At 74.9% G+C, this 23,210-nt stretch carries 28 protein-coding genes; 9 read left to right on the top strand and 19 right to left on the bottom strand.

Going from position 1 to position 23,210, the window contains the following annotated elements:
- The first annotated feature begins 107 nt into the window (after nucleotides 1-107).
- Genes PU704_RS00480 through PU704_RS00490 form a run of 3 tightly spaced genes read left to right on the top strand, consistent with a single transcriptional unit; the run spans nucleotide 108 to nucleotide 2,746 of the window.
- Nucleotides 108-1,160 carry a LacI family DNA-binding transcriptional regulator gene (locus PU704_RS00480; RefSeq protein ID WP_277549676.1) on the top strand — a complete coding sequence of 351 codons (1,053 nt, stop codon included), beginning with the start codon at nucleotides 108-110 and terminating at the stop codon, nucleotides 1,158-1,160.
- A 54-nt stretch (nucleotides 1,161-1,214) separates the two neighbouring features.
- Nucleotides 1,215-2,234 carry a bile acid:sodium symporter gene (locus PU704_RS00485; RefSeq protein WP_075872938.1) on the top strand — a complete coding sequence of 340 codons (1,020 nt, stop codon included), beginning with the start codon at nucleotides 1,215-1,217 and terminating at the stop codon, nucleotides 2,232-2,234.
- Complete coding sequence (locus PU704_RS00490; RefSeq protein WP_277549677.1) at nucleotides 2,231-2,746, top strand: hypothetical protein; 516 nt, start codon at nucleotides 2,231-2,233, stop codon at nucleotides 2,744-2,746. The genes PU704_RS00485 and PU704_RS00490 overlap by 4 nt, the downstream gene beginning before the upstream one ends.
- Here the strand turns inward: PU704_RS00490 and PU704_RS00495 are convergent, their stop codons facing one another.
- Nucleotides 2,747-3,991 (bottom strand): glycosyltransferase, encoded by a 1,245-nt coding sequence (locus tag PU704_RS00495; protein WP_277549678.1) that lies wholly within the window; start codon nucleotides 3,989-3,991, stop codon nucleotides 2,747-2,749.
- A gap of 129 nt (nucleotides 3,992-4,120) precedes the next feature.
- Here PU704_RS00495 and PU704_RS00500 point away from each other — a divergent pair, with 129 nt between their 5' ends.
- The gene (locus tag PU704_RS00500) at nucleotides 4,121-4,747 is read left to right on the top strand and encodes a TetR/AcrR family transcriptional regulator (protein ID WP_277549679.1); all 627 of its coding nucleotides are present in this window, start codon (nucleotides 4,121-4,123) and stop codon (nucleotides 4,745-4,747) included.
- Nucleotides 4,748-4,750: 3 nt separating this feature from the next.
- On the opposite strand, the gene PU704_RS00505 is transcribed toward PU704_RS00500, so the two are convergent.
- Nucleotides 4,751-5,386: a flavodoxin family protein gene (locus PU704_RS00505; RefSeq protein ID WP_047802612.1), complete on the bottom strand. Its 636-nt coding sequence runs from the start codon at nucleotides 5,384-5,386 to the stop codon at nucleotides 4,751-4,753.
- Between the two features lie 162 nt (nucleotides 5,387-5,548).
- Here PU704_RS00505 and PU704_RS00510 point away from each other — a divergent pair, with 162 nt between their 5' ends.
- Nucleotides 5,549-6,034, top strand: coding sequence for a pyridoxamine 5'-phosphate oxidase family protein (locus tag PU704_RS00510; RefSeq protein WP_047802613.1), 486 nt, complete (start codon nucleotides 5,549-5,551; stop codon nucleotides 6,032-6,034).
- Between the two features lie 94 nt (nucleotides 6,035-6,128).
- A complete protein-coding gene (locus PU704_RS00515; RefSeq protein ID WP_047802614.1) occupies nucleotides 6,129-6,311 on the top strand; it encodes a PspC domain-containing protein in 183 nt (60 codons plus the stop codon).
- A gap of 95 nt (nucleotides 6,312-6,406) precedes the next feature.
- On the opposite strand, the gene PU704_RS00520 is transcribed toward PU704_RS00515, so the two are convergent.
- Genes PU704_RS00520 through PU704_RS00535 form a run of 4 tightly spaced genes read right to left on the bottom strand, consistent with a single transcriptional unit; the run spans nucleotide 6,407 to nucleotide 8,759 of the window.
- Nucleotides 6,407-7,003, bottom strand: a complete 597-nt coding sequence (locus PU704_RS00520; RefSeq protein WP_277549681.1) for a biotin transporter BioY — start codon at nucleotides 7,001-7,003, stop codon at nucleotides 6,407-6,409.
- Nucleotides 7,004-7,033: 30 nt separating this feature from the next.
- Nucleotides 7,034-7,663 carry an energy-coupling factor transporter transmembrane component T family protein gene (locus tag PU704_RS00525; RefSeq protein ID WP_277549682.1) on the bottom strand — a complete coding sequence of 210 codons (630 nt, stop codon included), beginning with the start codon at nucleotides 7,661-7,663 and terminating at the stop codon, nucleotides 7,034-7,036.
- Nucleotides 7,660-8,430, bottom strand: coding sequence for an energy-coupling factor ABC transporter ATP-binding protein (locus PU704_RS00530; protein ID WP_277549683.1), 771 nt, complete (start codon nucleotides 8,428-8,430; stop codon nucleotides 7,660-7,662). Before PU704_RS00530 ends, PU704_RS00525 begins: the two co-directional genes overlap by 4 nt.
- Before the next feature lie 8 nt (nucleotides 8,431-8,438).
- Complete coding sequence (locus tag PU704_RS00535; protein ID WP_277549684.1) at nucleotides 8,439-8,759, bottom strand: CHY zinc finger protein; 321 nt, start codon at nucleotides 8,757-8,759, stop codon at nucleotides 8,439-8,441.
- A 215-nt stretch (nucleotides 8,760-8,974) separates the two neighbouring features.
- On the opposite strand from PU704_RS00535, the gene PU704_RS00540 reads away from it, so the two are divergent.
- Nucleotides 8,975-10,006: an LCP family protein gene (locus PU704_RS00540; protein ID WP_277549685.1), complete on the top strand. Its 1,032-nt coding sequence runs from the start codon at nucleotides 8,975-8,977 to the stop codon at nucleotides 10,004-10,006.
- Between the two features lie 12 nt (nucleotides 10,007-10,018).
- On the opposite strand, the gene PU704_RS00545 is transcribed toward PU704_RS00540, so the two are convergent.
- The 4 genes from PU704_RS00545 to PU704_RS00560 are packed head-to-tail and all read right to left on the bottom strand — an operon-like array spanning nucleotide 10,019 to nucleotide 13,234.
- A complete protein-coding gene (locus PU704_RS00545; protein ID WP_277549686.1) occupies nucleotides 10,019-11,116 on the bottom strand; it encodes an NAD(P)/FAD-dependent oxidoreductase in 1,098 nt (365 codons plus the stop codon).
- Between the two features lie 39 nt (nucleotides 11,117-11,155).
- Nucleotides 11,156-11,362 carry a hypothetical protein gene (locus tag PU704_RS00550; protein WP_047802618.1) on the bottom strand — a complete coding sequence of 69 codons (207 nt, stop codon included), beginning with the start codon at nucleotides 11,360-11,362 and terminating at the stop codon, nucleotides 11,156-11,158.
- A 45-nt stretch (nucleotides 11,363-11,407) separates the two neighbouring features.
- Nucleotides 11,408-12,328 (bottom strand): EamA family transporter, encoded by a 921-nt coding sequence (locus tag PU704_RS00555; RefSeq protein ID WP_277549687.1) that lies wholly within the window; start codon nucleotides 12,326-12,328, stop codon nucleotides 11,408-11,410.
- A gap of 33 nt (nucleotides 12,329-12,361) precedes the next feature.
- Nucleotides 12,362-13,234 (bottom strand): N-acetylglucosamine kinase, encoded by an 873-nt coding sequence (locus PU704_RS00560; protein ID WP_277549688.1) that lies wholly within the window; start codon nucleotides 13,232-13,234, stop codon nucleotides 12,362-12,364.
- Nucleotides 13,235-13,511: 277 nt separating this feature from the next.
- Here PU704_RS00560 and PU704_RS00565 point away from each other — a divergent pair, with 277 nt between their 5' ends.
- Entirely contained in the window at nucleotides 13,512-14,651 is a 1,140-nt protein-coding gene (locus PU704_RS00565; protein WP_277549689.1) for an FAD-dependent oxidoreductase, read from the top strand.
- Nucleotides 14,652-14,678: 27 nt separating this feature from the next.
- Here the strand turns inward: PU704_RS00565 and PU704_RS00570 are convergent, their stop codons facing one another.
- Nucleotides 14,679-15,419, bottom strand: a complete 741-nt coding sequence (locus PU704_RS00570) for a dienelactone hydrolase family protein (RefSeq protein ID WP_277549690.1) — start codon at nucleotides 15,417-15,419, stop codon at nucleotides 14,679-14,681.
- Between the two features lie 76 nt (nucleotides 15,420-15,495).
- Nucleotides 15,496-16,935 carry a sodium/glutamate symporter gene (locus PU704_RS00575; protein ID WP_047805279.1) on the bottom strand — a complete coding sequence of 480 codons (1,440 nt, stop codon included), beginning with the start codon at nucleotides 16,933-16,935 and terminating at the stop codon, nucleotides 15,496-15,498.
- Nucleotides 16,936-17,060: 125 nt separating this feature from the next.
- Between PU704_RS00575 and PU704_RS00580 the strand changes: the two genes are divergently transcribed.
- Nucleotides 17,061-18,122 (top strand): DUF368 domain-containing protein, encoded by a 1,062-nt coding sequence (locus PU704_RS00580; protein ID WP_277549691.1) that lies wholly within the window; start codon nucleotides 17,061-17,063, stop codon nucleotides 18,120-18,122.
- A 77-nt stretch (nucleotides 18,123-18,199) separates the two neighbouring features.
- On the opposite strand, the gene PU704_RS00585 is transcribed toward PU704_RS00580, so the two are convergent.
- The 7 genes from PU704_RS00585 to PU704_RS00615 all read right to left on the bottom strand — a co-directional run bounded on the left by PU704_RS00585 (nucleotide 18,200) and on the right by PU704_RS00615 (nucleotide 23,203).
- Nucleotides 18,200-18,388 (bottom strand): CsbD family protein, encoded by a 189-nt coding sequence (locus PU704_RS00585; RefSeq protein ID WP_047805280.1) that lies wholly within the window; start codon nucleotides 18,386-18,388, stop codon nucleotides 18,200-18,202.
- 112 nt (nucleotides 18,389-18,500) lie between these two features.
- Nucleotides 18,501-19,001 carry a hypothetical protein gene (locus PU704_RS00590; protein ID WP_152683484.1) on the bottom strand — a complete coding sequence of 167 codons (501 nt, stop codon included), beginning with the start codon at nucleotides 18,999-19,001 and terminating at the stop codon, nucleotides 18,501-18,503.
- A gap of 20 nt (nucleotides 19,002-19,021) precedes the next feature.
- Nucleotides 19,022-20,074, bottom strand: a complete 1,053-nt coding sequence (locus PU704_RS00595) for an alcohol dehydrogenase catalytic domain-containing protein (protein ID WP_277549693.1) — start codon at nucleotides 20,072-20,074, stop codon at nucleotides 19,022-19,024.
- Nucleotides 20,075-20,156: 82 nt separating this feature from the next.
- Entirely contained in the window at nucleotides 20,157-21,134 is a 978-nt protein-coding gene (locus PU704_RS00600; RefSeq protein WP_277549694.1) for a hypothetical protein, read from the bottom strand.
- Nucleotides 21,135-21,197: 63 nt separating this feature from the next.
- Nucleotides 21,198-21,812, bottom strand: coding sequence for a PadR family transcriptional regulator (locus PU704_RS00605; protein WP_075872952.1), 615 nt, complete (start codon nucleotides 21,810-21,812; stop codon nucleotides 21,198-21,200).
- Between the two features lie 99 nt (nucleotides 21,813-21,911).
- On the bottom strand, nucleotides 21,912-22,853 hold the full coding sequence (locus PU704_RS00610) for a hypothetical protein (RefSeq protein ID WP_277549695.1): 942 nt from the start codon (nucleotides 22,851-22,853) through the stop codon (nucleotides 21,912-21,914).
- 122 nt (nucleotides 22,854-22,975) lie between these two features.
- Complete coding sequence (locus PU704_RS00615; RefSeq protein WP_017833997.1) at nucleotides 22,976-23,203, bottom strand: sulfurtransferase TusA family protein; 228 nt, start codon at nucleotides 23,201-23,203, stop codon at nucleotides 22,976-22,978.
- Nucleotides 23,204-23,210 lie beyond the last annotated feature (7 nt).

Genomic DNA, 23,210 nt, shown 5'->3' on the forward strand with positions numbered 1-23,210 from the left:
CCCATAGGGCGCACAGTTTTGCGTGGATTCTGTGCGGAGGGAGCATTGTTCGTCGTGATGTCGGAACGTTGTTTGGGAAGCGTTTCCGAAGGATCTACACTGAGGCCATGACCTCCTCGAGAACCGTCGGCCTGGCGGACGTGGCCCGTGAGGCCGGCGTCTCCCTGGCCACCGCCTCACGGGCGCTCAACAGTGCCTACGGCGTGGCCGCGGCCACCAGGGAGCGTGTCACCGAGGTCGCCCGCCGCTTGGAGTACGTCGCCTCCCCGGAGGCCTCGCGCCTGGCCACCGGAGCCACCCGCAGCGTCGCCCTGGTCGTGCCCCACCTGGACCGCTGGTACTTCGGGGAGATGGTCGGCGGCCTCGAGGAGATCCTGCGGGAGGCCGGTCACGACGTGCTGCTCTACCACGTCGGGGATCCCGAGGGCCGCCACGCGTTCTTCGAGCGCCTGCCCGCCCGCCGCAAGGTCGACGCGGTCGTGGTGGTCGCGGTGCCGGTCACCGACCACGAGCGGCGCCGCCTGGAGCTCATGGGCGTCACCATCGTCGCCGCCGGCGGCCAGGACGCGACCTATCCCTACGTCTCCATCGACGACGCCGCCGCCGTGCGGCAGGCCACCGACCACCTGCTGCGCCTGGGTCACCGGCGGATCGCCATGATCACCGCCGTCGACCCCGACCGCGCCGATCAGCCGGCCCACCGGGGGCGCACGCGGGGCTTCTACGCGGCCATGGCCCACGCCGGTGTCCCGGTCGACGAGGAGCTCGTCGTGACCACCGACTGGGGCGGGGTGCCGGCCGCCGAGGCCATGGAGAAGCTGCTCAGCGTCCGCGAGCTCCCCACCGCCGTGCTGGCCCACTCCGACGAGATGGCCCTGGGCGCGATGCGCACCGTCCGCCGCGCCGGACTGCGGGTGCCCGAGGACATCTCCGTCATCGGCATCGACGACCACCCTCTCGCGGAGCTAGTCGACCTCACCACCGTCCGCCAGCCGGTCCGGGACCAGGGGCTGCAGGCCGCACGGCTGCTGCTGGCGCTGCTGCGCGGGGAGGACCCCGACCCGGCGCAGAAACTGCCCACCCGCGTCGTCGTGCGCCGCAGCACCGCCCCGGTCCGCGACGCACCGTCCGGCTCCGCGGCGGAGACCCCCGCGCGCTGAACGAGGCCCGCGGCCCCGGGGCCGCACCCGGACGCGGGCGCCTACGCTGGACGGGTGAGCAGCACAGCACCCGCCCCGTGGGTCGAACGCCACCAGGTGGCCGTCTACCTGGGGGCCATCGCCGCCGCGGTCCTCGTCGGCTGGGCGGTGCCCGGTGCGCCCGCGCTCGCCCCGGCCGTCACCCCGGTGCTGGGACTGCTGCTCTTCGCCACGTTCCTGGCCGTCCCGTTCGCCGCGATCGGCCGGGCCTTCACCGACCTGCGCTTCCTGGCGGCCGTGCTGGTGGTGAACTTCGCCGTGGTGCCGGTCGTGGTGCTCCTCCTCTCCCGGGCGGTCGCCGACCACGAGGCCGTGCTGATCGGGGTGCTGCTGGTGCTGCTGGCTCCGTGCGTGGACTACGTCATCGTCTTCACTGGTCTCGCCGGCGGCGCCGCCGACCGGCTGCTGGCCGCCGCCCCGCTGCTGATGCTGGGCCAGATGCTCCTGCTGCCCGCCTGGCTGCTGGTCCTCGCCGGCCCCGAGGCGGTCGCCCTCGTGGAGCTGGGGCCCTTCGTGGAGGCGTTCGTGCTGCTCATCGTCCTGCCCCTCGCCGCGGCCGCGGCGGTGCAGCGGGCGGCGCCGGGCTCCGCCGCGGCGCGCCGGGTCGTCACGGCCACGGCCGCGGCGACGGTGCCGCTGATGGCGCTGACGCTGTTCACGGTGATCGCCTCGCAGGTGCGCGGGGTGGGGGAGCAGCTGGCCGAGCTCGTGACCGTGGTGCCCCTCTACATCGGCTTCCTCGTGGCCATGGTCCCGCTCGGGCTCCTGGCCGCCCGGATCGCGGGCCTGGACGTGGCGGCCTCCCGGGCGCTGGTGTTCGGCGGTGCCACCCGCAACTCCCTCGTGGTGCTCCCCCTGGCCCTGGCGCTGCCGGAGCGGCTGGCGCTGACACCGTTCGTCGTCGTGGCCCAGACCCTGGTGGAGCTGGTGGGGATGGTGGTCCTCGTCCGGCTGGTCCCCCGCCTGGTGCCGGGCCGCGATCCACGACACAGTGGGGGCACCACCCCGTCCGATCGAAAGGCACCCCGCCCATGACGCAGCGCCTCCGTCCCGCCGCCCAGGCCCTCCGACTGTGGGGGGTCCGCCAGTGGGGGGTCGCAGCGCTCGCAGGGCTCGTCGCCGCCGCGCTCCTGGGCCTGCTCTGCGCCCCCGTGCCCGGGCTCCTCCTCGGCCGGGAGGACCCGGCCGTGGGGTGGCGCCCCGCCTGGATCGGCGTCTCGCTGCTCACGGGCGCGCTCGTGGCCTCCTACGTGGTGCCGGTCGCCGGCGGCACCCCGCTCCCCGAGGACGACGACGTCGCCGCCGTCACCGTGGCCCGGGCCCTCGAGTCCGCGGAGCGCCGCAGCGCGCTGCTCGGCGCCGTCGGGGCGGTGCTGGTGGTGGCGGGCTCCGTCCTGCCGGGGGTCGGCGTCCTGGCGCTGGTGGTGGCCGCCCTGGCCGTGCTGCACCGCCTGTCCGGGCAGGCGGCCTGCCCCGTCAACGCGCCGGTGAGCGCCGCCAGGAACAGCGTGGTCCCGCCCGCGTCCGAGGTCCCGCCCGAGGACTGATCACTGCCGCGGATCGAGCGCGGCCCAGGTCTCCAGGCGGCTCACGGCCGTGCCCACACCGTCCTCCGCGCGGATCGCGGCGCCCAGCCGCCGCGCCCGCTCCCGCAGCGACCCGTCCCGCAGGCACCGGTCGAGCGCCTCGACCAGGCGCTCGGTCGTCAGCCGTCTCCGGGGGACGGGGGCGGCTCCCGCGCCGAGCTCGTGGACCCGTGCCGCCCAGAACGGCTGGTCGACCCCGTAGGGAACCGTGACGTGGGGGATGCCCGCGCGCAGTCCCGCCGCCGTGGTCCCGGCCCCCGCGTGGTGCACCACGACCGCCGCCCGCGGCAGCAGGAGGTCGTGCGGGACGGCGGTGCGCACCAGGATTCCCGGACCGGGGTCGCCGTCGAGGGCGAGTCCGCCCCACCCGGTCAGCAGCACCCCGCGGGAGCCCGTGGCGCGCAGGGCGGCCGTGACCGTCGCCGAGGTCCGGCGGGCGTCGGCGCTGGACATGCTCCCGAAGCCGACCACCACCGGGGGCGGCCCGTCGGCCAGGAACGCCTCGAGCTCGGGGTCGAGGGCGGCCCCGGGATCGTCGAGGAGCCAGTACCCGGTCAGCACGTGACCGGTCGGCCAGTCGGGGGGCTGGGGGAGCACCTGGGGGCTGATGCCGTACAGGGCGCCCGTCTCCGGCCGGGCGGCGGATCTCTCCGCGAGGCCGGCGGCCGTCCGTGCGGCGCGCTCGGCCGGGCGCGTGGGGGCGGCCGCCGCGAGGGCGGTGATCCGGTGGGCCAGGCGGTTGCCGGCCCGCCCCGACCACCGGGGCACGTGCGGGGCCAGAACTCCGGGGAACGCGCCGGTGACGGGACCCAGCGGATGCAGGTGCGCCGAGAGGAACCGTGCCCCGGTCCGTTCGGCGACCGCACGGGCGATGGGGGCGCCGCCGATGCCCGCCAGGACCACGTCGGCCTCCGGGGCGGCCTCCAGGAGCGCGGCGGTCCGCACGGCGGCCTGGCGGCTCACCTCCTCCTGCATCCCGCGCGGCACCAGACCGCGCATCCCCTCGCTGGAGGGCAGGCGCGCGGCGGCCTCCTGCATGCTCCCGGGCAGGGCGAGGGCCGGGACGCCGTGCTGCTCCGGGAGCCAGGTGAGGTCCTCGGGCGCCGCGACGACGGTGGGGTGGCCCCGGGCCCGCAGGCCCGCGGCGAGCGCGGTGTAGGGCTGGACACCACCGCGGGTGTCGACGGCGACGATGAGCACGTCCATGAGCACCTCCCTTAATGCAACACATTGTTGCATTAAGGGAGGTGCTCACCCCAGATGTCTCGAGCCGACGGCGCGGGTTCCCGGGGCGGCCGGCGTCCGGGGGCGGGCGCGGCGGGCGACAATGGGGGCATGTCCGTCACCGGCTCCGCCCCCGAGCCCCGCCCGGCACGGTCTCCCGGCCGGGCGGGACGTCCCGCCGTGCCCATCGACGGCGTGGTGCTGGCCGCCACGCTCGAGGAGCTGGCCGTGGCCGGACCGCACGCGCTGAGCGTCGACCGGGTCGCGCGGCGGGCGGGCGTCCACCGGACCTCCGTGTACCGGCGCTGGCCGGACCGCGGATCGCTCGTCGTCGCCGCCCTGGAGCACCAGCTGGACGCCCTCGGGGCGCCGGCGGACACGGGCCGGTTGCGCACGGACCTCGCCTCCGTGCTCGGGCCGCTGGCGCGGCACCTGGCCACCCCGGGCGGCCGGGCCCTGCTGCTCGTGGCCCTGGCGGACGGGCTCTCCGGCGAGGTGGAGGCGGTCGTCGCCCGGCGTCTGGCCGCCACGGAGCAGCCGCTGGACGCCCTGGTCCGCCGGGCTCGGGACCGCGGGGAGTGGGGACCGGGCACCACCGCCGCCGAGGTGGCGGACGCCCTGGTGGGCGCCGCGCTGCACCGGGTCGTCATGCTCCGGCAGCCCGTGACGGACGAGTGGGTCGACGCCGTGTGCGGCCTGCTGGCGCGGGGGGCGGCGGCCGGGACCGGCCGCGGCTGAGGGCTACCGGCCGGACCGGCCGCTGCCGCTGTCGTCGGCCGGATAGGGCTCGGCGCGCAGCAGGCGCGCCAGGTGGGCGGCGTTGCGGGCGGCCCCGGCCGTGGTGGCCGCGACCTTTTCCGGCACCTCGTCCAGGTCCTGGTAGTCCACGGTGTGCATGGCCTCGCCCACCCAGTAGGTCCCGGCCTGGGCCGGGACGGTGAACCCGACGTCGCTGAGGGCCTGCGTCATGTCGGCGATCGTCTTGTGCGCGCCGTCCTCGTTGCCGACCACGGCCACGATCGCGGTCTTGTCGTACATGATCGGCCGGCCCTGGTCGTCGGTCTCGGCGAGGTCGGCGTCGAGGCGCTCGATCACCCGCTGGGCGACGCTGCAGGGGTGGCCCATCCAGATGGGGGTGGCGAGCACCAGGATGTCCGCGTCCAGGACCTGCTGCCGCAGGGCCGGCCACTCGTCCCCGGAACCCATGTCCACCTGGACCCCCGGCTTCACGTCGTGGTCGACCACCCGCACGGAGGAGGTGGTCACCCCGTGCTGCTCGAGCGCCTCCAGCACGTGGCGTGCCATCAGCTCGCTGCTGGACGGGGCCGGTGACGGGGTCAGGGTGCAGACGAGGGCGACGGCGGAGAGCTGGGGCATGGGAGGGTCCTTCCGGGCAGGTGCGGGCATCGGTGCGGTCTCCCTGCCCAACCTACTCCGTCGCTCCCCGCAGGGGCGGCCCCTCGTGCGATCCGCCCGGGGTTCGTAGACTGGCCGTTCGCGCCGCGGAACCGCGGTGGTCGACGAGAGAAGGGCATCCCCATGACCGATCAGCACGACGGCGCCGCCAAGGTGCGCGAGCTCATCCGGAAGACCCGCATCGCCATGCTCACCCACGCCGACGAGCACGGCAACCTCATCTCCAAGCCGATGGCCACGCAGGACGTGGACTTCGACGGCACCGTGTACTTCATCGCCGAGCGCACCTCGGACCAGGTGCAGGACCTCCAGCAGCGGCCCTCCGTCAACGTCGCCTACGCCGGCGAGGGCGCCTGGGTCTCGCTCACCGGGACCGCGCTGGTGCTCAACGACGTGGACAAGCTCAAGGAGCTGTGGGACAGCTTCACCGGCTCGTGGCTGGAGGGCGGGCCCGAGAACCCGGACAACGTCCTCATCGAGGTCACCGGCCGTTCCGCCGAGTACTGGGACACCCCCGGCGGGGGCAAGGTCACCCAGGTGGCCAACTTGGTCAAGGCCAAGGTCACCGGGGACACCGTCAAGGGCGACAAGGGCGTCGTCGACCTCTGACGCCTCCGCCGTCCGCTCCGCCGGCCGCTCGGCCGGGCCGGAGCGGACGGCTCCGGCCCGGGCGTGTCCGGCGGTGCGAGCGTAGACTCCGGGCATGGCTACCACACTGGTCCGTCCCCGCAACGGCAAGCTCCTCGCCGGCGTCTGCGCGGCGCTGGCGAACCGCTTCGGTCTCCCGAAGTTCCTGGTGCGCCTCGGCTTCATCGTCTTCGGCCTCGTGGGCGTGGGGGAGCTGGTCTACATCGCGCTGTGGATCATCATTCCCAAGCAGACCTGAGCCACCGCGGGCACCGCTCCGCGCGCCGTGGCGCCGCCACGGGGCGCCCTCGCGTCGCGGCCTCCGCACCTGTCCGCGCGCTCATTCCCGCGCGCTCACCGCGCCGCGGCCGGCACGCCGCCGAGCAGGCGGCGGTAGCTGCGGTGGACGTTGAGGGCCACGGCGGTGGCCACGACCGCCTTGAGCAGGTCGCCGGGGACGAACACGAGCGAGCCCAGCAGGGACGTGGACAGCGGCAGCCCGGCGACCACGGCCGTCCAGGGCACGCCGAAGGCGTAGACGACGCCGATCCCGCCCATGACCGTGCTGAGCAGGACGGCGGCGAACCGGGCCGCGGGCCGGGCCTGCCGCAGCGCCCAGTGCTGCACCAGGAGACCGATGACCAGGGCGGCCGGGATCCAGCCGAGCACGTAGCCGCCGGTCGGCCCCAGGAACACCCCGAGCCCGCCCCGGCCGCCGGCCAGCAGCGGCAGCCCGGCGAGCACGAGGACCTCCAGCACGACCACCGAGAGCATGCCGCGGACCGGGCCGAGCAGCGCGCCGGCGAGCATCACGCCGAGGGTCTGCAGGGTGATGGGCACGGGAACGATGCCCACGGTGATGGGCGGCACCAGGCCCAGGGCGGCGATCAGGGCGGCGAACACCGCCACGAGGACGGTGTTCTGGGTGGTCTGCGGGTTCTCGGCGGCCATGGGGATCCTTCGGGTGGGCGGGACGGGAGCTCAGTCGGACAGGGGAGGAGCGGGGCGCGGCTGCGGCGGGGCGGAGTCGTAGCACCGGGCGTCGATCGCGGCGGAGATGTCCTGGGCGGACTCCAGCGTGCGCACCAGCAGGGGCACCAGTACGGCCACCGGGCGGTGGTGCAGGCCGCGGGCGAACTGCGCTTCGCGGATCGCGAGGTACTGGGTGCGGATCTCGGGGATGAACCGGATCGTCATGGACAGGGCCAGACTGATCTGGGCCGGGTTCAGGCCCAGGCGCCGGGCCGGGCGCAGCAGCGCCTCGAACAGGGCCAGCATCTCGCTGAACGCGGTGCTCAGGGTGACGGCGTAGGCGAGGAAGCAGAGGCTGAGCAGCCGCAGGGCCGAGACCGCGGCGGCCTCCCAGCCGGTGGTCAGCACCAGGGTGACGGCGACGACCCCCACGACGAGGAACAGCCCGGCCAGCATGCGCGCCAGCCGCAGCAGCGGTGTGCGAGTCAGCAGCACCGCCGCCGCCGCGAGGACGAAGAAGCCGATCTGCGCCGCGAGCCCGGGCACCGCGTACAGGGCGATGCTGGCGAGGAAGAGCAGCGCGAACTTGGGCCCGGCCGGCACGGCGGCCAGCGGCCCGGCGGGGCGGGCGCCGGTCACGAGTCGCTGATCCGGCAGTAGAACTCGAGCGCCCGGCCGGGATCGCCGTCGAAGGCGATGCGGCCCTCGTGGACCACGAGGGCGCGGTCGTAGGCCTCGACCATGTCCAGGTCGTGGGTCACCACGATCGCCCGCTGGTCCAGGCCGTCGATCGTGGCCTGGAGCCGGCGGCGGTTGCGCCGGTCGAGCATGGTGGTGGGCTCGTCGAAGACGACGGTGGAGGGTTCCATCACCAGCACCGCGGCCAGGGCGACCATCTGCTTCTCCCCGCCGGAGAGCGTGTAGGACTCGCGGTCCCGCAGGTGGGCGATGTCCAGGCGATGCAGGACCGCGTCCACCCGGTCGGTGAGCTCGGCGCCGCGCAGCCCGAGGTTCTGCACGCCGAAGGCGATGTCCTCGCCCACCAGGGGCATCACGATCTGGTTCTCCGGGTGCTGGAACACGAACCCCACCTGGCGCCGGATCCGCTTGGCGTCCCGGGCGGTGCTCACCCCGCCCACCTGCACCGTTCCGCGGGAGGGCAGCACCAGGGCGTTGAGCAGGCGCACGAGGGTGCTCTTGCCCGAGCCGTTGAGCCCGATCACGGCGATGCGGTGCTCGTCGAGGGTCAGGTCCACGTCCCGGAGGACGTCCCGGCCCTCCCGGGTGACGGTGACGTCCGTGAGCCGCAGCCCCGGGTGGGGGCCGGAGGGGCCCGGGGGCGCGGAGCGCTCTCCCCGGCGGCGCGGGCGGCCGGGGACGGAGGGGGCGGGGCGGGGGATCGGCACGGTGCGGATCAGTCCTCGAAGTACAGGGAGGCGTGCAGCCGGCATCCCGGGTTGAAGCGCGCACCGCAGCGCGGGCAGCCGTCCGCGTCCCGGTACTCGCGCACGGTCAGCTCGTGGGCGCAGACCCCGCAGAGGACGGCCGCGGCGTCGCGCTCGGCGGCCGGCCACGGCACGGCCGGGTGCCCCGCGCTCTCCGCGTGGCACAGGTGGCAGGGATAGTACTCCTGGCAGCACCAGAACCTGATCGCGACGACGTCCAGCGCCGTGCGGTAGTGGGTGCACCTCGTCTGGTCGTCGACCGTGCTCCCCAGGACTCTCGGCACGGTCACCTCTTCTGCTCGATCCTTGGTCCTTGACGCATCTGTGCTGTGCGCGTCCGGGCCGGGCCGGCTCGGACGCCGATGCCATTATCTCTGCTCGGGTTCGGCCTGCCCGTTCCGGCGCGTCCAGCCGGCACCCAGAGGGCTGTCCTACAGTTCGGGGCTGACGTACGGTGCCCTCCTGGTGCGCCCCGACGCCATGCCCGAGCCGACGCAGGAGCCGCATGCCGACCTTTCCTCGTTCCCAGCCGTCCGCCCCGGCGCCGCTGCACCGGTGGCGGCTGGCCGTGGCGCTCGCCGTCGCGCTCGTCCTGCTGGTGGCGGCCACGGTCTCGGCCACGGCCGTGCGCTTCGCCCGGCTGGCCGGGAACATCGACACGGTGGACCTGGTGCGGGAGGACGTCGCCGCGGTCGGCGGGGGCGGGGTCAACCTCCTCGTCGTCGGCTCGGACGCCCGGGACGACGACCCGGGGATGGGGGACCGTGCTGACTCCATGGTCCTGGTCCACCTGAGCGAGGACCGCTCCCGGATCGACGCCGTGCAGATCCCGCGCGACACCGTGCTGGACCTGCCCGCGTGCACCGAGGACCTCGGCTACGCGTTCTCCGGCTACTACGGCATGGTCAACGGTGCGCTGGGCGCCGGCCCTGGCTGCCTCGTGTCGGCGGTGGAGGCACTGAGCGGGGTGCGGCTCGACCACTTCCTCGAGCTGCGCTTCGAGGGCTTCGCCCGCGTCGTCGACGCGCTGGACGGTCTGCCCGTGGACCTGCCCGAGGCCATGTTCGACCCGAAGGCGGAGCTGGACCTGCCGGCCGGTGAGCAGGTGCTCGACGGGCAGCAGGCCCTGGCGTGGGCGCGGACGCGGGACAGCTTCCCGGAGGGCAGCGACATCGGGCGGATGGGCAACCAGCAGACGGTGATGTACACGATCGTGGACCGGGTCCGGGAACGGAGGCTGGTCACGCATCCCGGCCGGGCGTACTCCTTGGCGGACGCCGTGACGTCTTCGGTGCGCGCCGACACCGACCTCGCCGATCGCCGGACCCTCGTCCGGCTCGGGGCCGGCCTGGCGCGCGTTCCGCGGGAGAACATCAGCATCGCGACGATGCCGTGGGAACCGGACCTCTACGATCCCAACCGTGTGGTGCCCTCGGCGGCGGCGGAGGAGCTCTTCGCCGCCCTGGCCCGCGACGAGCCGGCTCCGGGTCCTGCTGATCCGGCCCCGCCGATCGGGGCGTCCGGCACGGTCTCGTGAGGCCGGCGGGCCTCAGCCGGTGGAACGGCCCAACCGCTGCGCGTGGTGCAGGTCCCCGGGGGCCGTGCCGCTCAGGGCGGTCTCGGCCAGCGCCTCGCCCAGCGCGGGGGCCTGCTTGAACAGGTTGTGCCCGGCCAGGGCGGTGAGCCCGTCCTCGGACCACACGCCCACGCCGTCGTCGCCCCAGGGCAGGCGGGTGACCCAGCAGTGCACGTGGTCCACCGGGGACGGGTCGAGCCCGGGCAGGGCCCGCCGCACATAGCCGACCGTGCGTTCGGCGAACGCGGCGAGCTGCCCGGGGTCGGCCAGGCTGCCGTCCGCGCGGGCGTCCGTGTCGGCGCTGAGGCCCACGGAGTAGTGCCGGCCGTCCGGGTACGGCGCGGCGTAGACCCCCGTCTCCCCGAACGCGCCGCTGCTGTCCTGGAACGTGGGCAGCCCGGCCGCCCCCGGCGGGTCCGGCACGGCGAAGGTCAGCCGGACGTGGGCGCCCAGGGCGACCGGCAGCCGGAGACCGGCCCCGTGCGCCAGCGGGGCGGTGCCCCGCCCGGCGCACAGGACCACGTGGTCGTGGTCCTCGCAGGTGGTGCCGGTGCGCACCTCCACCCGGCCGGGGCCGGTGCGCCGCACCGAGAGCACGTGCTCGTGCAGCATCGACTCCCGCAGCCGGTCCGCGAGGGCGCCCACGGCGGCCAGGGTGCGGATCGCCCCGCCCTCGGCGTCGAGCATGGCCGGCCCGTCCCAGGCGGCCAGCAGCGGCAGTCGCTCGCGCAGCTCCGCGGGCTCGAGCCGCCGGACGGGGATGTCCGGGAAGGCCTCCAGGGTGCGCAGCTTCTCGGCCACGCCGTCCCCGATGGCCACGGCCCCGTCCGGGGAGATCAGCTCCACGCCGAACTCCTGCTCCCAGGCCCGCCACAGAGCCCGGCTGCGGGCGACCAGCGCCACCAGCCGGGGGTCGTCGTGGGCGTGCCGGAAGATCCGGGACTGCCCGGCGGACTGGCCGCCGCCGGGCGGGCCGGACTCGTACAGGGTGACGTCGGCGCCCCGGGCGCGCAGGGCGTGGGCGGTGGCGAGGCCGACGATGCCCGCGCCCACCACGGCCACCCGGCTCATCGTGGTCCTCCGGAGGCTCTCAGGTGCCGTCGCGTGGGCTCAGCCGTCCTGCGCGGGATCGGTGCTCTCCCCGAGGATGTCGTCGAAGGCCTCGCGCACCGCCTGCCGGGTGGCCAGGCGCACGCTCGCGGCGCCCTGCTTGTCCGCGGTGTCCGCGTCGGCGATGTTCTGGCGTTCCTCGCGCTCCTGCTCCAGGGCGTGGTCGCGGGCGGAACGGATGCGGTCCATGATCTCGTTGGCTTCCATGACCCCATCCCATCACGGGAACCCCCTGTTTGCACAGGGGGCTGATCATTCGGCGCGCGGCCGGGCCAGCTCGACGGGCCCGGTCACCGCGGGGGCCTCGGGTGTCCCGCTGCCCACCATGACCACGGCGCTGGCCGCCACGACCAGGCCCATGCCCAGCAGCTGCAGGACGGTGAGCCCCTGGCTGAGCACCAGCAGCCCCGCCAGCGCCGCGACGGCGGGCTCCAGGCTGAGGAGGATCCCGAAGACCTTCGGCGGGATGGACCGCAGGGCCAGGAGCTCGAGCGAGTAGGGCACCACCGAGGACATCAGGGCGATCCCCACCCCGCCGGCGAGCACGCCCCACGTCAGGGCCGGGGCGTGGGCGGTGGCGACGCCCACGGGGGTGACCAGGACCGCGGCCACGACCAGCGCCACGGCGAGGCCGTCCAGCTGGTCGAAGTGCCGGCCCGCGGAGCGGCTGCCCAGGATGTAGGCCGCCCAGCCCACCCCTGCCAGCGCCGCCCAGGCGATGCCCACGAGGTCGAGCTCCGCCCACGGCACCGTGAGCGCCTGGGAGATCAGCACGACCCCGGCCAGCGCTGCGAGCACGGCGAGCACGTCCCGGCCGCGGCGGGAGAGCACCGCCGAGAGCGCGAGCGGGCCCAGGAACTCCACGGTCACCGCCACGCCCAGCGGCAGCGTGGCCAGGGACTGGTAGAACGCGAAGTTCATCCCGGCCAGCGCGGCCCCGAACAGCAGTCCGGCGCGCCAGGCCTCGCGGCTGCGTCCGCGCAGCCGCGGCCGGATGACGAGCAGCATGATCACGGCGCTGAGGAGCAGGCGCATCGTCACCGTGGCGGAGGCGCCGATCAGCGGGACGAGGACCGCGGCGAGGGCACCGCCGAACTGGACGGAGACGACGGCCGCCAGCACGTAGGCGGTCGGGCGCAGGCCGGGGCGGCGGGCAGGGGAGAGGGTGGTCACCCGTTCAGGGTAGGGCCCCGCCGCCGTCCCCGCTCACGGCCGGTCCGCCAGGCGCAGCGTGCCGTGCACGGGTGCGCGGTCGAGCACCCGCACCTCACCGAGCCCCCGCCGCGCGGCGGCCTCCCGGAGTCGCTCCCGCAGCAGCGGCTGGTGCACCGCGAGGCCGCCGCCGACCACCACCGGCCCGGACAGCGCCAGGCGCCGGGACACGGTCGCGGCGAGCTCCGCCAGGGCGTCCGCGGTGCGGTCCACCAGCCGCATCGCGTCCTCGTCCTGCGCGGCCGCCTCGAACGCCACCCGGGAGAGGCCCGCCCAGAACCCGCGCTCGGGGAGCGTGTGGAAGCGTTCGATGAGTCCGCCGGGCTGTGCGAGGCCGCAGCGGTCGAGGACCGCCCGGTCCAGGGCGTCGGGGGCCTGCCCGTCGTCGTGCCGGGCGAGCGCTCGGCGCACCAGCTCCCGGCCCATCCAGTAGCCGCTGCCCTCGTCGCCGAGCAGGTGGCCCCAGCCCCCGGCGCGGGCTTCCCGCCCGCCGGGCGCGGTCCCCCACGCAGCGGAGCCCGTGCCGGCGATGACCGCGATCCCCGTGCGGCAGCCTCCGGCGGCCAGCACGAGCCGGGTGTCGTGCACCACGACGACGCGGGCCCGGCCCGCGTGCGGGGCGATCAGCCCGCGCAGCGCCTCCGCGTCGGCCGCGGTGTCCACCCCGCCGGCGCCCGCCACCACGACGTCCGCGTCCGGGGCCCCCAGCTCGGCGAGGACCTGCGCCAGCACGGAGGCCGCCGCGTCACGGCTGACGTTCTGCACGTTCGCGCTGCCGCCGAACGCCTCCTGCGCCACCGTGCCGCCCTCGGCGCGCAGGCCGTGGGTCTTGGTGCCGCCGATGTCCAGGCCGATGAGGATGCTCATGGACCCATCCTGCCGGTCCCGCTTCCCGGGCGGGGCGTCCGCGGCGGTGCCCGGCGCGGTGCGTCGGCCCGGTGCGTCGTCGCCGGCCGCACCCCTGGCGGGAGCGCACCGGCGCGGTTGCCCGCGCAGGCGGCCGGCGGTCAGACTGTCACGGTCGTCCCGCGCTCCCGGCGCGGACCGGCGCGACGTCCCTGGCGGGCGTCCGGGCCGGGACGCCCGCACCGCGGCACGCCGGCCCGCCACGTCTCCTCGTCCGGCACGGTGAAAGGACCAGCCCATGACCTCGGCCCGGTACGTGGTGGTCGGCGCCGGCTTGATGGGCGCCGCCACCGCCTGGCAGCTGGCCGAGCGCGGCGAGGAGGTCGTGCTCGTGGAGCGTGACGTCCCGGCCGGCCCGCGGGGCTCCTCGCACGGGTCCGCCCGGATCTTCCGCTACGCCTACGCGGATCCCTTCTACGCGGAGCTCGTCGTCCGCTCCGAGCCGTGGTGGGCCCAGCTGGAGCGCGGGTCGGGGCGCCGGCTGATCGACCGGGTCGGCGGCGTGGACCACGGCCGGGGGCGGGAGCCCGAGCGCCTGGCCCGTGTCCTCGAGGCGGCCGGCGTGGCGCACGAGCTGCTCGGCCCGACCCGGGCCCGCTCCCGGTGGCCGCAGCTGACCGTCGAGACCCCGGTCCTGTACCAGCCGGGGGCCGGGGTGCTGGACGCCCAGGCGACCGTCGAGGCCATGGTGGAGCTCGCGGCGGCGGCCGGGGCGCAGCTGCGCACCGCCTGGCCGGTCCGGGGGATCGTCCGGACCGGCGCCGGGTTCACGGTCTCCGGCCCCCGCGGGGAGACGCTCGACGCCGGGCACGTGGTGGTCGCCGCGGGCGGCCACCTGCCCGACCTGCTGGGGGAGCTGCCCCTGCCGCCGGCGTTCCTGGCAGGCCTGCCGCGGCTGAGCGTGCGGCAGGAGAACGCCTTCCACTTCCCGTACCGGGACCCGGGGCAGCCCTGGCCCACCACGATCCACGAGGACGGGGGGAAGCCGGTCTACTCCCTGCCCGGCGGGCGGGACGCCGGCTGCCGCGGCCAGAAGGTCGCCGAGTACCACGGCGGGCGGCTCCTGCGCTCGGCGGCCGTGCAGGACGGCGTGGTCGACCCCGCCCACCGCGCCCGGGTGGTGGCCCACGTGCGGGCCCGCCTGCCGGGACTGGTCCCCGAGCCCTACGCCGAGGCCACGTGCCTGTTCACCAGCACCCCGGACGAGGAGTTCGTGCTGGACTCCGCCGGCGGGATCACCGTGGTCTCGCCCTGCTCGGGGCACGGGGGGAAGTTCGCGCCGCTGCTCGGGGCGATGGCCGCCGATCTCGCCACCGGGGCCGGCGGGGTCCCGGCCCGCTTCCGCCCGGGCACGTCCGCCCGTCGGCGCCGGGGCTGAACGGCGCCGCGGCTGAGCGGCGCCGGGTCACCCCGGCGCCGGGGCGTCCTCCCGCAGGTGCCGGTCGAAGAAGGCCGTGATCCGCCGCCGGGCGTCCTGGGTGGCGGGATCGTCGTAGGCGGTGCGGCTGAACCGGCCCAGCACCCTCAGCAGGAGGGTGAGGTCGGCGGGGTCGTGGTCGTTCATGAAGCCGTGGCCCACCCCGGGGTAGATCCTGATGTCGTGCTCCACCCCGGTCTCGGTGAGGATGCCCTCCAGGCGGCGCCCGGCGTCCGCGCCCAGGGGCGAGCCGTCCGCGCCGCCGTAGCTGCCCACGATCGGGCAGGCCCGCGGCAGCCACTGCTCCGCTCCCTCGGGACAGCCGCCGTAGTTCGTGCTGGAGGCCGCGAAGCCGTGCTCCGCGGCCAGTGCGAGGGCGTAGCCGCCGCCCATGCAGAAGCCGATGACGCCGATCCGCCCGGTGCAGTCGGGGCGGGCGGCGAGCCAGCGGCGGGCCGCCTCCACGTCGTCGAACGTGCGCCCGCGGCGGGCGCCGAGGTCCTTCAGCACCGTGCGCAGGCAGCGCAGCCGGCCACCCCGGTGGAAGAGGTCGGGGGCCACGGCGAGGAAGCCCTCCTCCGCCAGCCAGTCCGCCTGGTGGCGCAGGTCCCGGCTCATCCCGGTGAAGTCGTGCACCACGACCACACCGGGCCAGGGCGGCTCAGCGGCGGGCACCGCCACGTGGGCGGGCATCGGTCCGTGGTCGGTGGCGAGCAGCGCGGTGGTCATGGCCGGATCCCCTCGACGGGCGGTGGAGACCGAGTCTGCCACCCCGCCGGGGACCCTGCCACGGACGGGGACCGGGTTACGCCCGGACGGACAGGGGGCGGGCGTCCCCGCGCGCCACGAGCCGGCGGCGGTGGACGATGCCGCCGCCGAGGGCGGCCACGAACACCACCGACATGACCACGAGCAGCGGCCACGGGCCGAACTGGTAGATCAGCGGCACCGAGGCGGCCGTGACCAGGCCGCCGCCGAAGAACGGCTCGAAGAACAGCTGCTTGTAGCCGAAGGCCTCCATGGCCGGGCTCTCGTCGTGCGGGTCGGCGATGCGCATGAGGATCAGGCCGGTGGCCGTCACCCCCATGGACTGCCCGAAGTCCCCGATGCCGCGCTCGAGCCAGTAGTCGGGAATGACCTTGGGCACGAAGTAGAGCAGGAAGCCGGTGCAGAACACCACGCCGGCGAGGGAGAGGACCAGGAAGGCCTCCCAGTTCGCGGCGATCGCGGTGAGGGACAGGGTGGCGATCGCGGCGAGGATCAGGAAGTCGAGGGCGAGCCCCTGGATGCGCAGCATCATCTGGTGGTCCAGCAGGTGGCCGATGCCGCGCCGGTCCATGACCAGCTGCACCACCACCCCGCCCAGCATGGCCAGGGGGAAGAGCGGCACGAAGGCGAGCAGCTCCACGGTGTCCGCCCACAGGGCCTGCTCGATCCACTGCAGGGCGGTGAGCATGAGGTAGCCGATGAGGATCGCGACGCCCACGACGGCCACGTGCAGCGTCAGCGGCTCGATGGACGCCGGACGGGAGGTCATCATGGCCGCGGGGATGTTCTCGTCGCGGCGGTAGAGACCCTTCTGCTCCTCCACGGACTGCTCGACATCGCCCTGGAGCACCCGGGTGCGCCCGGTCCGCACGCCCCAGTTGATCACCGCGATGCCGATCACGATCCCGCCCACGAGGCCGATCGTGGCCATGCCGAGGGCCAGGTCCGCGCCGTCGGCGAAGCCCACCTCCTCCATGACGCCGCGCATGCCGGCGGCCGTGCCGTGGCCGCCCTCGAAACCGATCTCGATGAGCGCCCCGGCCATGGGGGAGATGCCGAACAGCGGGGTGAGCACCAGCACCACCAGCAGCAGCCCCACCACGTACTGCCCGGAGCCGAAGGCCAGGCCCACGGACAGCTGCGGGCCCGCGAGCTTGGCCACGCGCCGGGGTCCGGGGATCGTGGCGCCGAGGAAGAGGGTCGCGAAGACCACGCTGATCAGCAGACCGGGCAGCGCGGACCAGACCTCGAGGATCTGCGGGGTGAACAGCCCGCCGTCCGCGAGCCAGCCGACGCCCGCCGCCTCCCCGACCCGGCCGAGCACCTGGGGGCCCGCCAGGAGGGCGAGGAAGCCCACGATGATGGAGCTGGGCAGGAAGACCTTCTGGATCCACCGGACCTTGACCCGCAGCCACTTCCCCACCAGGAACAGCGCTGCGAGCAGGACGAGGGCGAAACCGACGTGGTCGGGACTCATGGGAGGGCTCCTGGGTCGAGGGCACGAAGGGTCGGGCCAGTCTACGGGCGGCCCCGCCGCGGCACGCCCGGCCGGCCCCGGTAGCCTGGCAGGAGCCCATGCCGTCCCCTCGCCCAGGAGCCCCCGTGCCCGCTTCCCCCGTCCCGGACCAGCCCTCGACGCCCTCCGGCGTCCCGTCCACCGCGCAGGCCGGTGCCGACCGTTCCCCCGGTGCCGCCCCCGGCGGGGCGCCGAACACCGGAGGGTCCGTCCGCCGCAGCCTCCCGGCCAACGTGGTGCGCGGCGCACTGATCGGGGTGGTCGAGACCGTCCCCGGCGTCAGCGGAGGCACCGTGGCCCTGGTGGTGGGCATCTACGACGAGCTCATCAACTCGGCCGGCCACGTGGTCTCCGCGGGAAAGCGTCTCCTGCTGGGCCCCGAGCGCGCCGCCGGAGCGAGGCACCACCTGGCCCGGGTCGAGTGGCGGATCGTGCTGCCCGTGGCGATCGGCATGGTCGCGGCCCTGCTGACCGTGGCCGGGCCGATGAGCCACCTCGTGGAGGAGTACCCGGTCACCATGCGCGCGCTGTTCTTCGGCATGGTCCTGGCCTCCGTCGGCGTGCCCCTGCGCCTGGCCGGCGGGGCCCTGCGCGCCCGGGACGCGGCGGTCGTGGCCGCCGCGACCGTCCTGGCGTTCGTGCTGGTCTCCGTGCCGCCCACCACGGTGACCCCCACGCCCGTGCTCGTGGTCCTGGCGGCCATGGTCGCCGTGTCCGCGCTGCTGCTGCCCGGCCTCTCCGGGTCCTTCCTGCTGCTGACCATCGGGCTCTACCAGCCGACCCTGCGTGCCGTGGACGAGCTCGACCTCGGCTACCTGTCCCTGTTCCTGCTGGGCGCAGCCCTCGGCATGGTGGTGATCGTGAAGGGCCTGCAGTGGCTGCTGGACCACCACCACCGGGTGACCATGCTGGCGCTGACCGGCCTGATGCTCGGTGCTCTGCGCACCCTGTGGCCGTGGCAGCTCGAGGACCGCACCCTGCTCGCTCCCGAGGGGGACTGGTGGCTGCAGCTGCTCGCCGCCGCGGCCGGGTGCGTCGTCGTCCTCGTCCTCCTGGTCGTGGACGCCCGCACCCGGGCGCGCACCGGGCACGGGGCCCAGGAGGAGCTCGCCGGGGTGGAGTCCGGGCGGGACGACCCGCGCGGCTGAGCCCGGACGGCGGAGGGCCCCGGTGTCGCGCACGACACCGGGGCCCTCCTGGTGGTTCGACGGCTGAACCGTACTACTCAGACGCCGTCCTTGAAGTTCTTGCCCGCGTCCTTGACGTTCTCGCCGGCCTGCTTGGCGCTGCCGGACAGCTTGTCCGCCTGGCCCTCGGCCTGAAGGTCGCGGTTGTCGGTGGCGTCGCCGACCTTTTCCTTGGCAGCACCGCCCGCCTTTTCCGCGGCGTTGCTGATCTTGTCTCCGAGTCCCATGGAATCTCCTTCCGTCGGTGAACAGATGCCCCCAGCGTAGACCCCTCAGCATGCTGAAGGAACAGCATCCGGGGCGGCGGGCCGGATGTTCCCGCACGGCGAACGGCCCGGCTCAGCGCTCGGGCACGTCGAGGCCGGCCTCGGCCAGGCGCTGCCGCAGCCAGCCGGGGATCTTCCGGTCCATCCGCCGGTAGCGGGCCAGGTGCCGCCGCCAGTCCTCGGCCGCGACCGGGTGCGGGGCGTGCGCCGGGAGACGGGGCTCGTCGGCGTAGTTCAGGACCAGCTCCACCCCGGGCCGGGCCCAGCGCCGCTCGGAGACCGTGACGAGCAGGGTGGCCGAGAGCCAGGTCCCGTCCACGAGGTCGGCGTAGTCGTCCTGGAGGGCGCGGACCAGCCGCCGTGGGGCGCCGCGCCCGGCGACGTCCACGGGGTGGTGGGACGTGGTGCCGCCGCGGACCTCCCGCACCTGCAGGCGCAGGTCCCGGCCCACGCTGAGGACGTCCAGCACCAGGGCGTCCCACCCCGGGTCCGCTCCGTGGGCGCGCGTGAGCCAGCGGGCCAGCCGGTCGATGGTCTTCCGCTGCCGGGGGCTCTGGAGTCTGTCGGTCCGCACGGCCACACGCTAGCAACCGTTCAGTCGGCGCGGATGACGACCTTCACCGCCCGGTGCTGCGCGGCGTTGCCGAACAGGTCGTAGGCCTCCTCCATCTGGGACATCGTGAAGCGGTGCGTGGCCATCGCCTTCGCGTCGAGCCGGCCGGAGCGGACCATGTTGAGCAGGCTGCCCACGGTCCGGCAGTCGACGAGGCCCGTGGTGATCCGGACGTTGGAGATCCACAGCCGGTCCAGCGGCAGCTCGACCGGCTTGCCGTGCACCCCGGCGTTGGCCACGGTCCCGTAGGGCCGCACGACGTCCAGGCACGTCCGGAACGTCTGCGGGATCCCGACGGCCTCGATGGCCACGTCCACGCCGAGCCCGTCCGGGGACAGCGCCCTGATCCGTTCGACGGCGTCCGGGTCCCCCGCCTCGACCTTGTCGGTGGCGCCGAGCTCGAGCGCCTTGTCCATCCGGTTCTCGTCCAGGTCCACGGTGATCACCCGTCCCGCGCCGCAGAGGTTGGCGGTCATCACCGCGCCCAGGCCCACCGGGCCCGCCCCGACGATCGCCACCGTGTCCCCGGGCTTCGTGCTGCCGTTGAGGATGCCGATCTCGAAGCCCGTGGGCAGGGCGTCGGTGAGGAACAGGACGTCCTCGTCGTCGAGGCCCTCGGGGACCTGGTGCACGGAGGTCTCGGCGAACGGGACGCGCACGTACTCGGCCTGCGTGCCGTCGACGAGGTGGCCGAAGACCCAGCCCACGCCCCCGAGCGTCTGGCAGTGGGAGGGCTGGTTGTTCCTGCAGTAGGAGCACTTCCCGCAGTTGGTGACGGCGGGGATGATGATCCGGTCGCCGACCGCCAGGCCGGTCACGGCGGCGCCGACCTCGGTGATCGTGCCGATCGCCTCGTGACCCAGGATCCGGCCGTCGGTCACCGCCGGGACGTCGCCCTTGAGGATGTGCAGGTCGGTGCCGCAGATGGTCGTCGTGTCGACCTTCGCGATCACGTCGGTCGGGTCCTGGATCGTGGGGGCGGGGACGTCCTCCCACGCCTTGTGCCCCGGTCCGTGGTAGACGAGCGCCTTCATGGGGTCCTCCTCGATCGGCGGACCGGCGGGCTGCCCGTCCGCCCTCCTCATCGTAGGCAGGAGCTCCCCGGGGGCCGAGGGGTCACTGGTATGAGACGAACCAGGGCCGCGGCTCGATCGCGAACGTCTGCTCCGGGGTGAAGGTGGGGGTGTCCTCGTCGTAGAAGTTCTTCCAGGCCATCCGGATCCCCGGGGGCAGCCCCTGCTGCAGCCGCGCCCACGTCCCCATCTTCAGGTCCGGGGTGCCGTGGCCGTCGGCGTGCAGCACGAGCGCGAGCTCCGGGCGCGAGGCGTCCACCAGGTGCCGGTCCGTGATCATCGAGTCCGCGAACTGGTGCAGCAGCACGACCTTCTGCGGCAGGTCGTGGCGGGCGGTGAGGTCCGCCAGCCACGCCGTCGTCGCGTTGATCTCGGCCGCGTCCACCGAGCCGATCTGGACCATGTGCACCTGCCCCGGGGCGAGCCGCCACTCCGGGTCCAGGGCCAGTCCGACGTTGGGCAGGCGCAGCAGCTCCTCGTACTGCTGCGCCTGGCTCAGGAAGTCCTGGTGCCCGGGCTGGAGGTCGAGCACCACGTAGACGTCGTGCTCCGCCGCGGCGTCCACGTACGGGCGCAGGTCCTCCACCGTCGACTCCCGGGAGTGGTCCCCGTCCTCGCCGGGCTCTGCCGACGCCGTGGTCGCGATGATCTCGAACGCCGGGACCACCGGCTCCTCGCTGAAGGGCTCGTACTGCGCGGCCAGCTCCTTCGCGCGGGTGACGGACTCCCGGGGGCCCTGCTCGCCGAGCGCCCCCAGGCCGGGGGTGCCGGGGTGGCCGTAGAGCGCCACCATCCGGCGCCCGGGGAACACCTCGGTGCCCCCGCCGATCAGCTCGGCGGGCTCCTCGGGGGTGGGGGTGGGAGTGGGGGAGGGGGTCGGGGAAGGGACGGACGACGACGAGCTCCCGCCCGCGGCGGGCGTGGCCGCCGCCCCCGGGCCGGTGTCCTGGGCGCAGCCCGCCAGGAGCAGCCCGGCGCACAGGACGGGGGCGAGAAGACGGGGCAGCGGCGCGCGGGTCATGGCGGGTCCTTCGGCCGGGAGTGGGGCTGCGGCCAGCCTACGCACCCGCGTCCCGGGCCGGTGTCAGGGCGCCTCCGGCGTGCCGGGGTCGTCCGGCTCGCCCAGTTCCGCGAGCAGCCGCAGGCCGCGCTCGGCCCACGCGATCTCCTGCTCGGCGCGGGCCACCTGCCCCTCGTAGGCGAAGACCTTGAACCGGGTGATCCGCTCCCACTGGTCCTCCGGGTTGGCCGCCAGGCGCCGGGCGAGGGTGGGGTTCGTGCGGTCCTCCAACGCCCGGATCTGCTCGAGGGCCTGGGCTCGCTGCTGCCGGTAGTGCTCGAGGTGCGCGCGCAGCTGCGCGGCCGCCGCCCCGGGGGAGGCCCATTCGAAGTAGGCGGCCTTCAGCTGGGCGGGATCACGCGCCCTGACGTAGCTGAGCGGGGTGTCCTGCCACTCCCGCAGGGCGCGCTCGCCCTCGGGAGTGATCGAGTACTCGGTCTTGGTGGACCCGCGGGACCCCCACGGGACCGGGCGGCTAGAGAGCAGCCCCTCCGCATGCATCTTCCGCAGCTCGGGGTAGATCTGCGAGTCGGGGGCGTGCCAGACGTGGCCCACCGAGGTGCTGAACTGCTTGACCACGTCGTAGCCCGTCAGCGGGCCCGAGGAGAGCAGCGCCAGCAGGGCCGAGCGGAGGCTCACGGGTGGCTCCTTCCGGGGAAGCGGTGCATCGTCCTCCCGAGCCTAGCGGGGCGGGACCGGAGAGACCCTGGGCTCACGGGGCGGGCTCCGGGTGCGCAGTCACCGCTGCGCCAGGTCCGCGCAGTCCTTCTCGTGGGGCAGCAGCGGGCGCAGGGCCACGGACCAGCGCCGGCCGTCCTCGGAGAGCCAGGGGGTGGCGGTGCTGGCCGAGCGCGCCGCCGCCAGGACCTCCTGGGCCTGCTCCCCGTCGGCGAGCACGCAGCTCAGTCCCAGTCGCGGCTCGAACGGTGCTCCGGGCAGCGGCGGACCGGGCCACGGCACGGGCTCGGTGTCCAGGCCGGTCTGCGGGTCCGTCCATTCCGTGACGATGCCGGCGACCGCCGCAGGGAGGTACTGCTCCTGCTCTCCGACGGCCTCGGCGGGCAGCACCGACGCCGGGTCGACGAGCGCGCGGAGCAGGTCCTGCAGCTCCGCCCGGGCCGTCTGCTGCTCCGGGGTGAGGCCGCTGCCCGGTCCGCCGGGCGGGGCGCTGCCCGGCTGGTCACCGCCCGGCGGGCCGGGCGGGCCCTCGGCACCCAGTGCGTAGACCTCCCGCACATGGGTCTCCTCCCGCGTCACCACGGTGAAGCGGGTCGTGGGGAGATCTGCCACCGGCGGGCGGCCCAGGTCCGCGGAGCCGGCGACCCCCGCCCGGAGCGCACGGTCGACCAGGACGGACACGGCCTCCGCGTCGACGTGCTGCACCTGCAGGTTCGGCAGGGCCGGAGGCGGGAAGATCTCGATCTGCGGGCCCTGCGTGATGACCCGCCCGTCGGCGTACACGCTGACGAGCGGCAGCCGGGCGGCCAGCAGCTGCGGGGTGAGGAAGCCGCCGGTGTGCACGACCTGGAGCACGAGCCCTTCGGCCGGAAGCGTGAACCCCGTGCCCGCCCCCTCGGTCGGCCCCGAGGTCGGTGGTCCGGCTCCGCCGGAGGCCCTGGGCGTGCACGCGGCGACCAGGAGCAGGACAGCCAGCGCCAGGGGAAGGATCGTGGTCCGCATCACCGCCATGCCGGGGGAACGCTGCTCGGGCCCCGGGCATTCCGGGCGGTCACGCACTGCAAGGACGGACCCCCGCGGCCGATCAGCTCGGCCGCGGGGGTCCGTCGTGGGGTGCCCGGGGGTCAGGCCTTCTGCACGGTGATCGACCATTCGGCCGCGCCGCGCTTGGAGAACTGCGTGACCGGGTAGCCGTTCTCGGCCGCCCAGCGCGGGATGGCCTCGGTGCCCTGCGTGCAGTCGAAGTTGATGACGAGCTCGTCGCCGGCGGGCATCTCGGCCATCGCGGCCTTCGCCTCGACGACGGGGAACGGGCAGACGAGACCGTCGGTCTCGAGGATGTGCTGTGCCATGAGGAGT

Origin of the sequence: Kocuria oceani (assembly GCF_029524215.1) — a bacterium.
Classification (GTDB): domain Bacteria; phylum Actinomycetota; class Actinomycetes; order Actinomycetales; family Micrococcaceae; genus Kocuria; species Kocuria oceani.

Coding starts and splice junctions, on each gene's coding strand:
- PU704_RS00480 (WP_277549676.1), top strand. CDS start 108: ATGACCTCCTCGAGAACCGTCGGCCTGGCGGACGTGGCCCGTGAGGCC.
- PU704_RS00490 (WP_277549677.1), top strand. CDS start 2,231: ATGACGCAGCGCCTCCGTCCCGCCGCCCAGGCCCTCCGACTGTGGGGG.
- PU704_RS00495 (WP_277549678.1), bottom strand. CDS start 3,991: ATGGACGTGCTCATCGTCGCCGTCGACACCCGCGGTGGTGTCCAGCCC.
- PU704_RS00500 (WP_277549679.1), top strand. CDS start 4,121: ATGTCCGTCACCGGCTCCGCCCCCGAGCCCCGCCCGGCACGGTCTCCC.
- PU704_RS00505 (WP_047802612.1), bottom strand. CDS start 5,386: ATGCCCCAGCTCTCCGCCGTCGCCCTCGTCTGCACCCTGACCCCGTCA.
- PU704_RS00510 (WP_047802613.1), top strand. CDS start 5,549: ATGACCGATCAGCACGACGGCGCCGCCAAGGTGCGCGAGCTCATCCGG.
- PU704_RS00515 (WP_047802614.1), top strand. CDS start 6,129: ATGGCTACCACACTGGTCCGTCCCCGCAACGGCAAGCTCCTCGCCGGC.
- PU704_RS00520 (WP_277549681.1), bottom strand. CDS start 7,003: ATGGCCGCCGAGAACCCGCAGACCACCCAGAACACCGTCCTCGTGGCG.
- PU704_RS00540 (WP_277549685.1), top strand. CDS start 8,975: ATGCCGACCTTTCCTCGTTCCCAGCCGTCCGCCCCGGCGCCGCTGCAC.
- PU704_RS00545 (WP_277549686.1), bottom strand. CDS start 11,116: ATGAGCCGGGTGGCCGTGGTGGGCGCGGGCATCGTCGGCCTCGCCACC.
- PU704_RS00550 (WP_047802618.1), bottom strand. CDS start 11,362: ATGGAAGCCAACGAGATCATGGACCGCATCCGTTCCGCCCGCGACCAC.
- PU704_RS00560 (WP_277549688.1), bottom strand. CDS start 13,234: ATGAGCATCCTCATCGGCCTGGACATCGGCGGCACCAAGACCCACGGC.
- PU704_RS00565 (WP_277549689.1), top strand. CDS start 13,512: ATGACCTCGGCCCGGTACGTGGTGGTCGGCGCCGGCTTGATGGGCGCC.
- PU704_RS00570 (WP_277549690.1), bottom strand. CDS start 15,419: ATGACCACCGCGCTGCTCGCCACCGACCACGGACCGATGCCCGCCCAC.
- PU704_RS00575 (WP_047805279.1), bottom strand. CDS start 16,935: ATGAGTCCCGACCACGTCGGTTTCGCCCTCGTCCTGCTCGCAGCGCTG.
- PU704_RS00585 (WP_047805280.1), bottom strand. CDS start 18,388: ATGGGACTCGGAGACAAGATCAGCAACGCCGCGGAAAAGGCGGGCGGT.
- PU704_RS00595 (WP_277549693.1), bottom strand. CDS start 20,074: ATGAAGGCGCTCGTCTACCACGGACCGGGGCACAAGGCGTGGGAGGAC.
- PU704_RS00600 (WP_277549694.1), bottom strand. CDS start 21,134: ATGACCCGCGCGCCGCTGCCCCGTCTTCTCGCCCCCGTCCTGTGCGCC.
- PU704_RS00610 (WP_277549695.1), bottom strand. CDS start 22,853: ATGCGGACCACGATCCTTCCCCTGGCGCTGGCTGTCCTGCTCCTGGTC.
- PU704_RS00615 (WP_017833997.1), bottom strand. CDS start 23,203: ATGGCACAGCACATCCTCGAGACCGACGGTCTCGTCTGCCCGTTCCCC.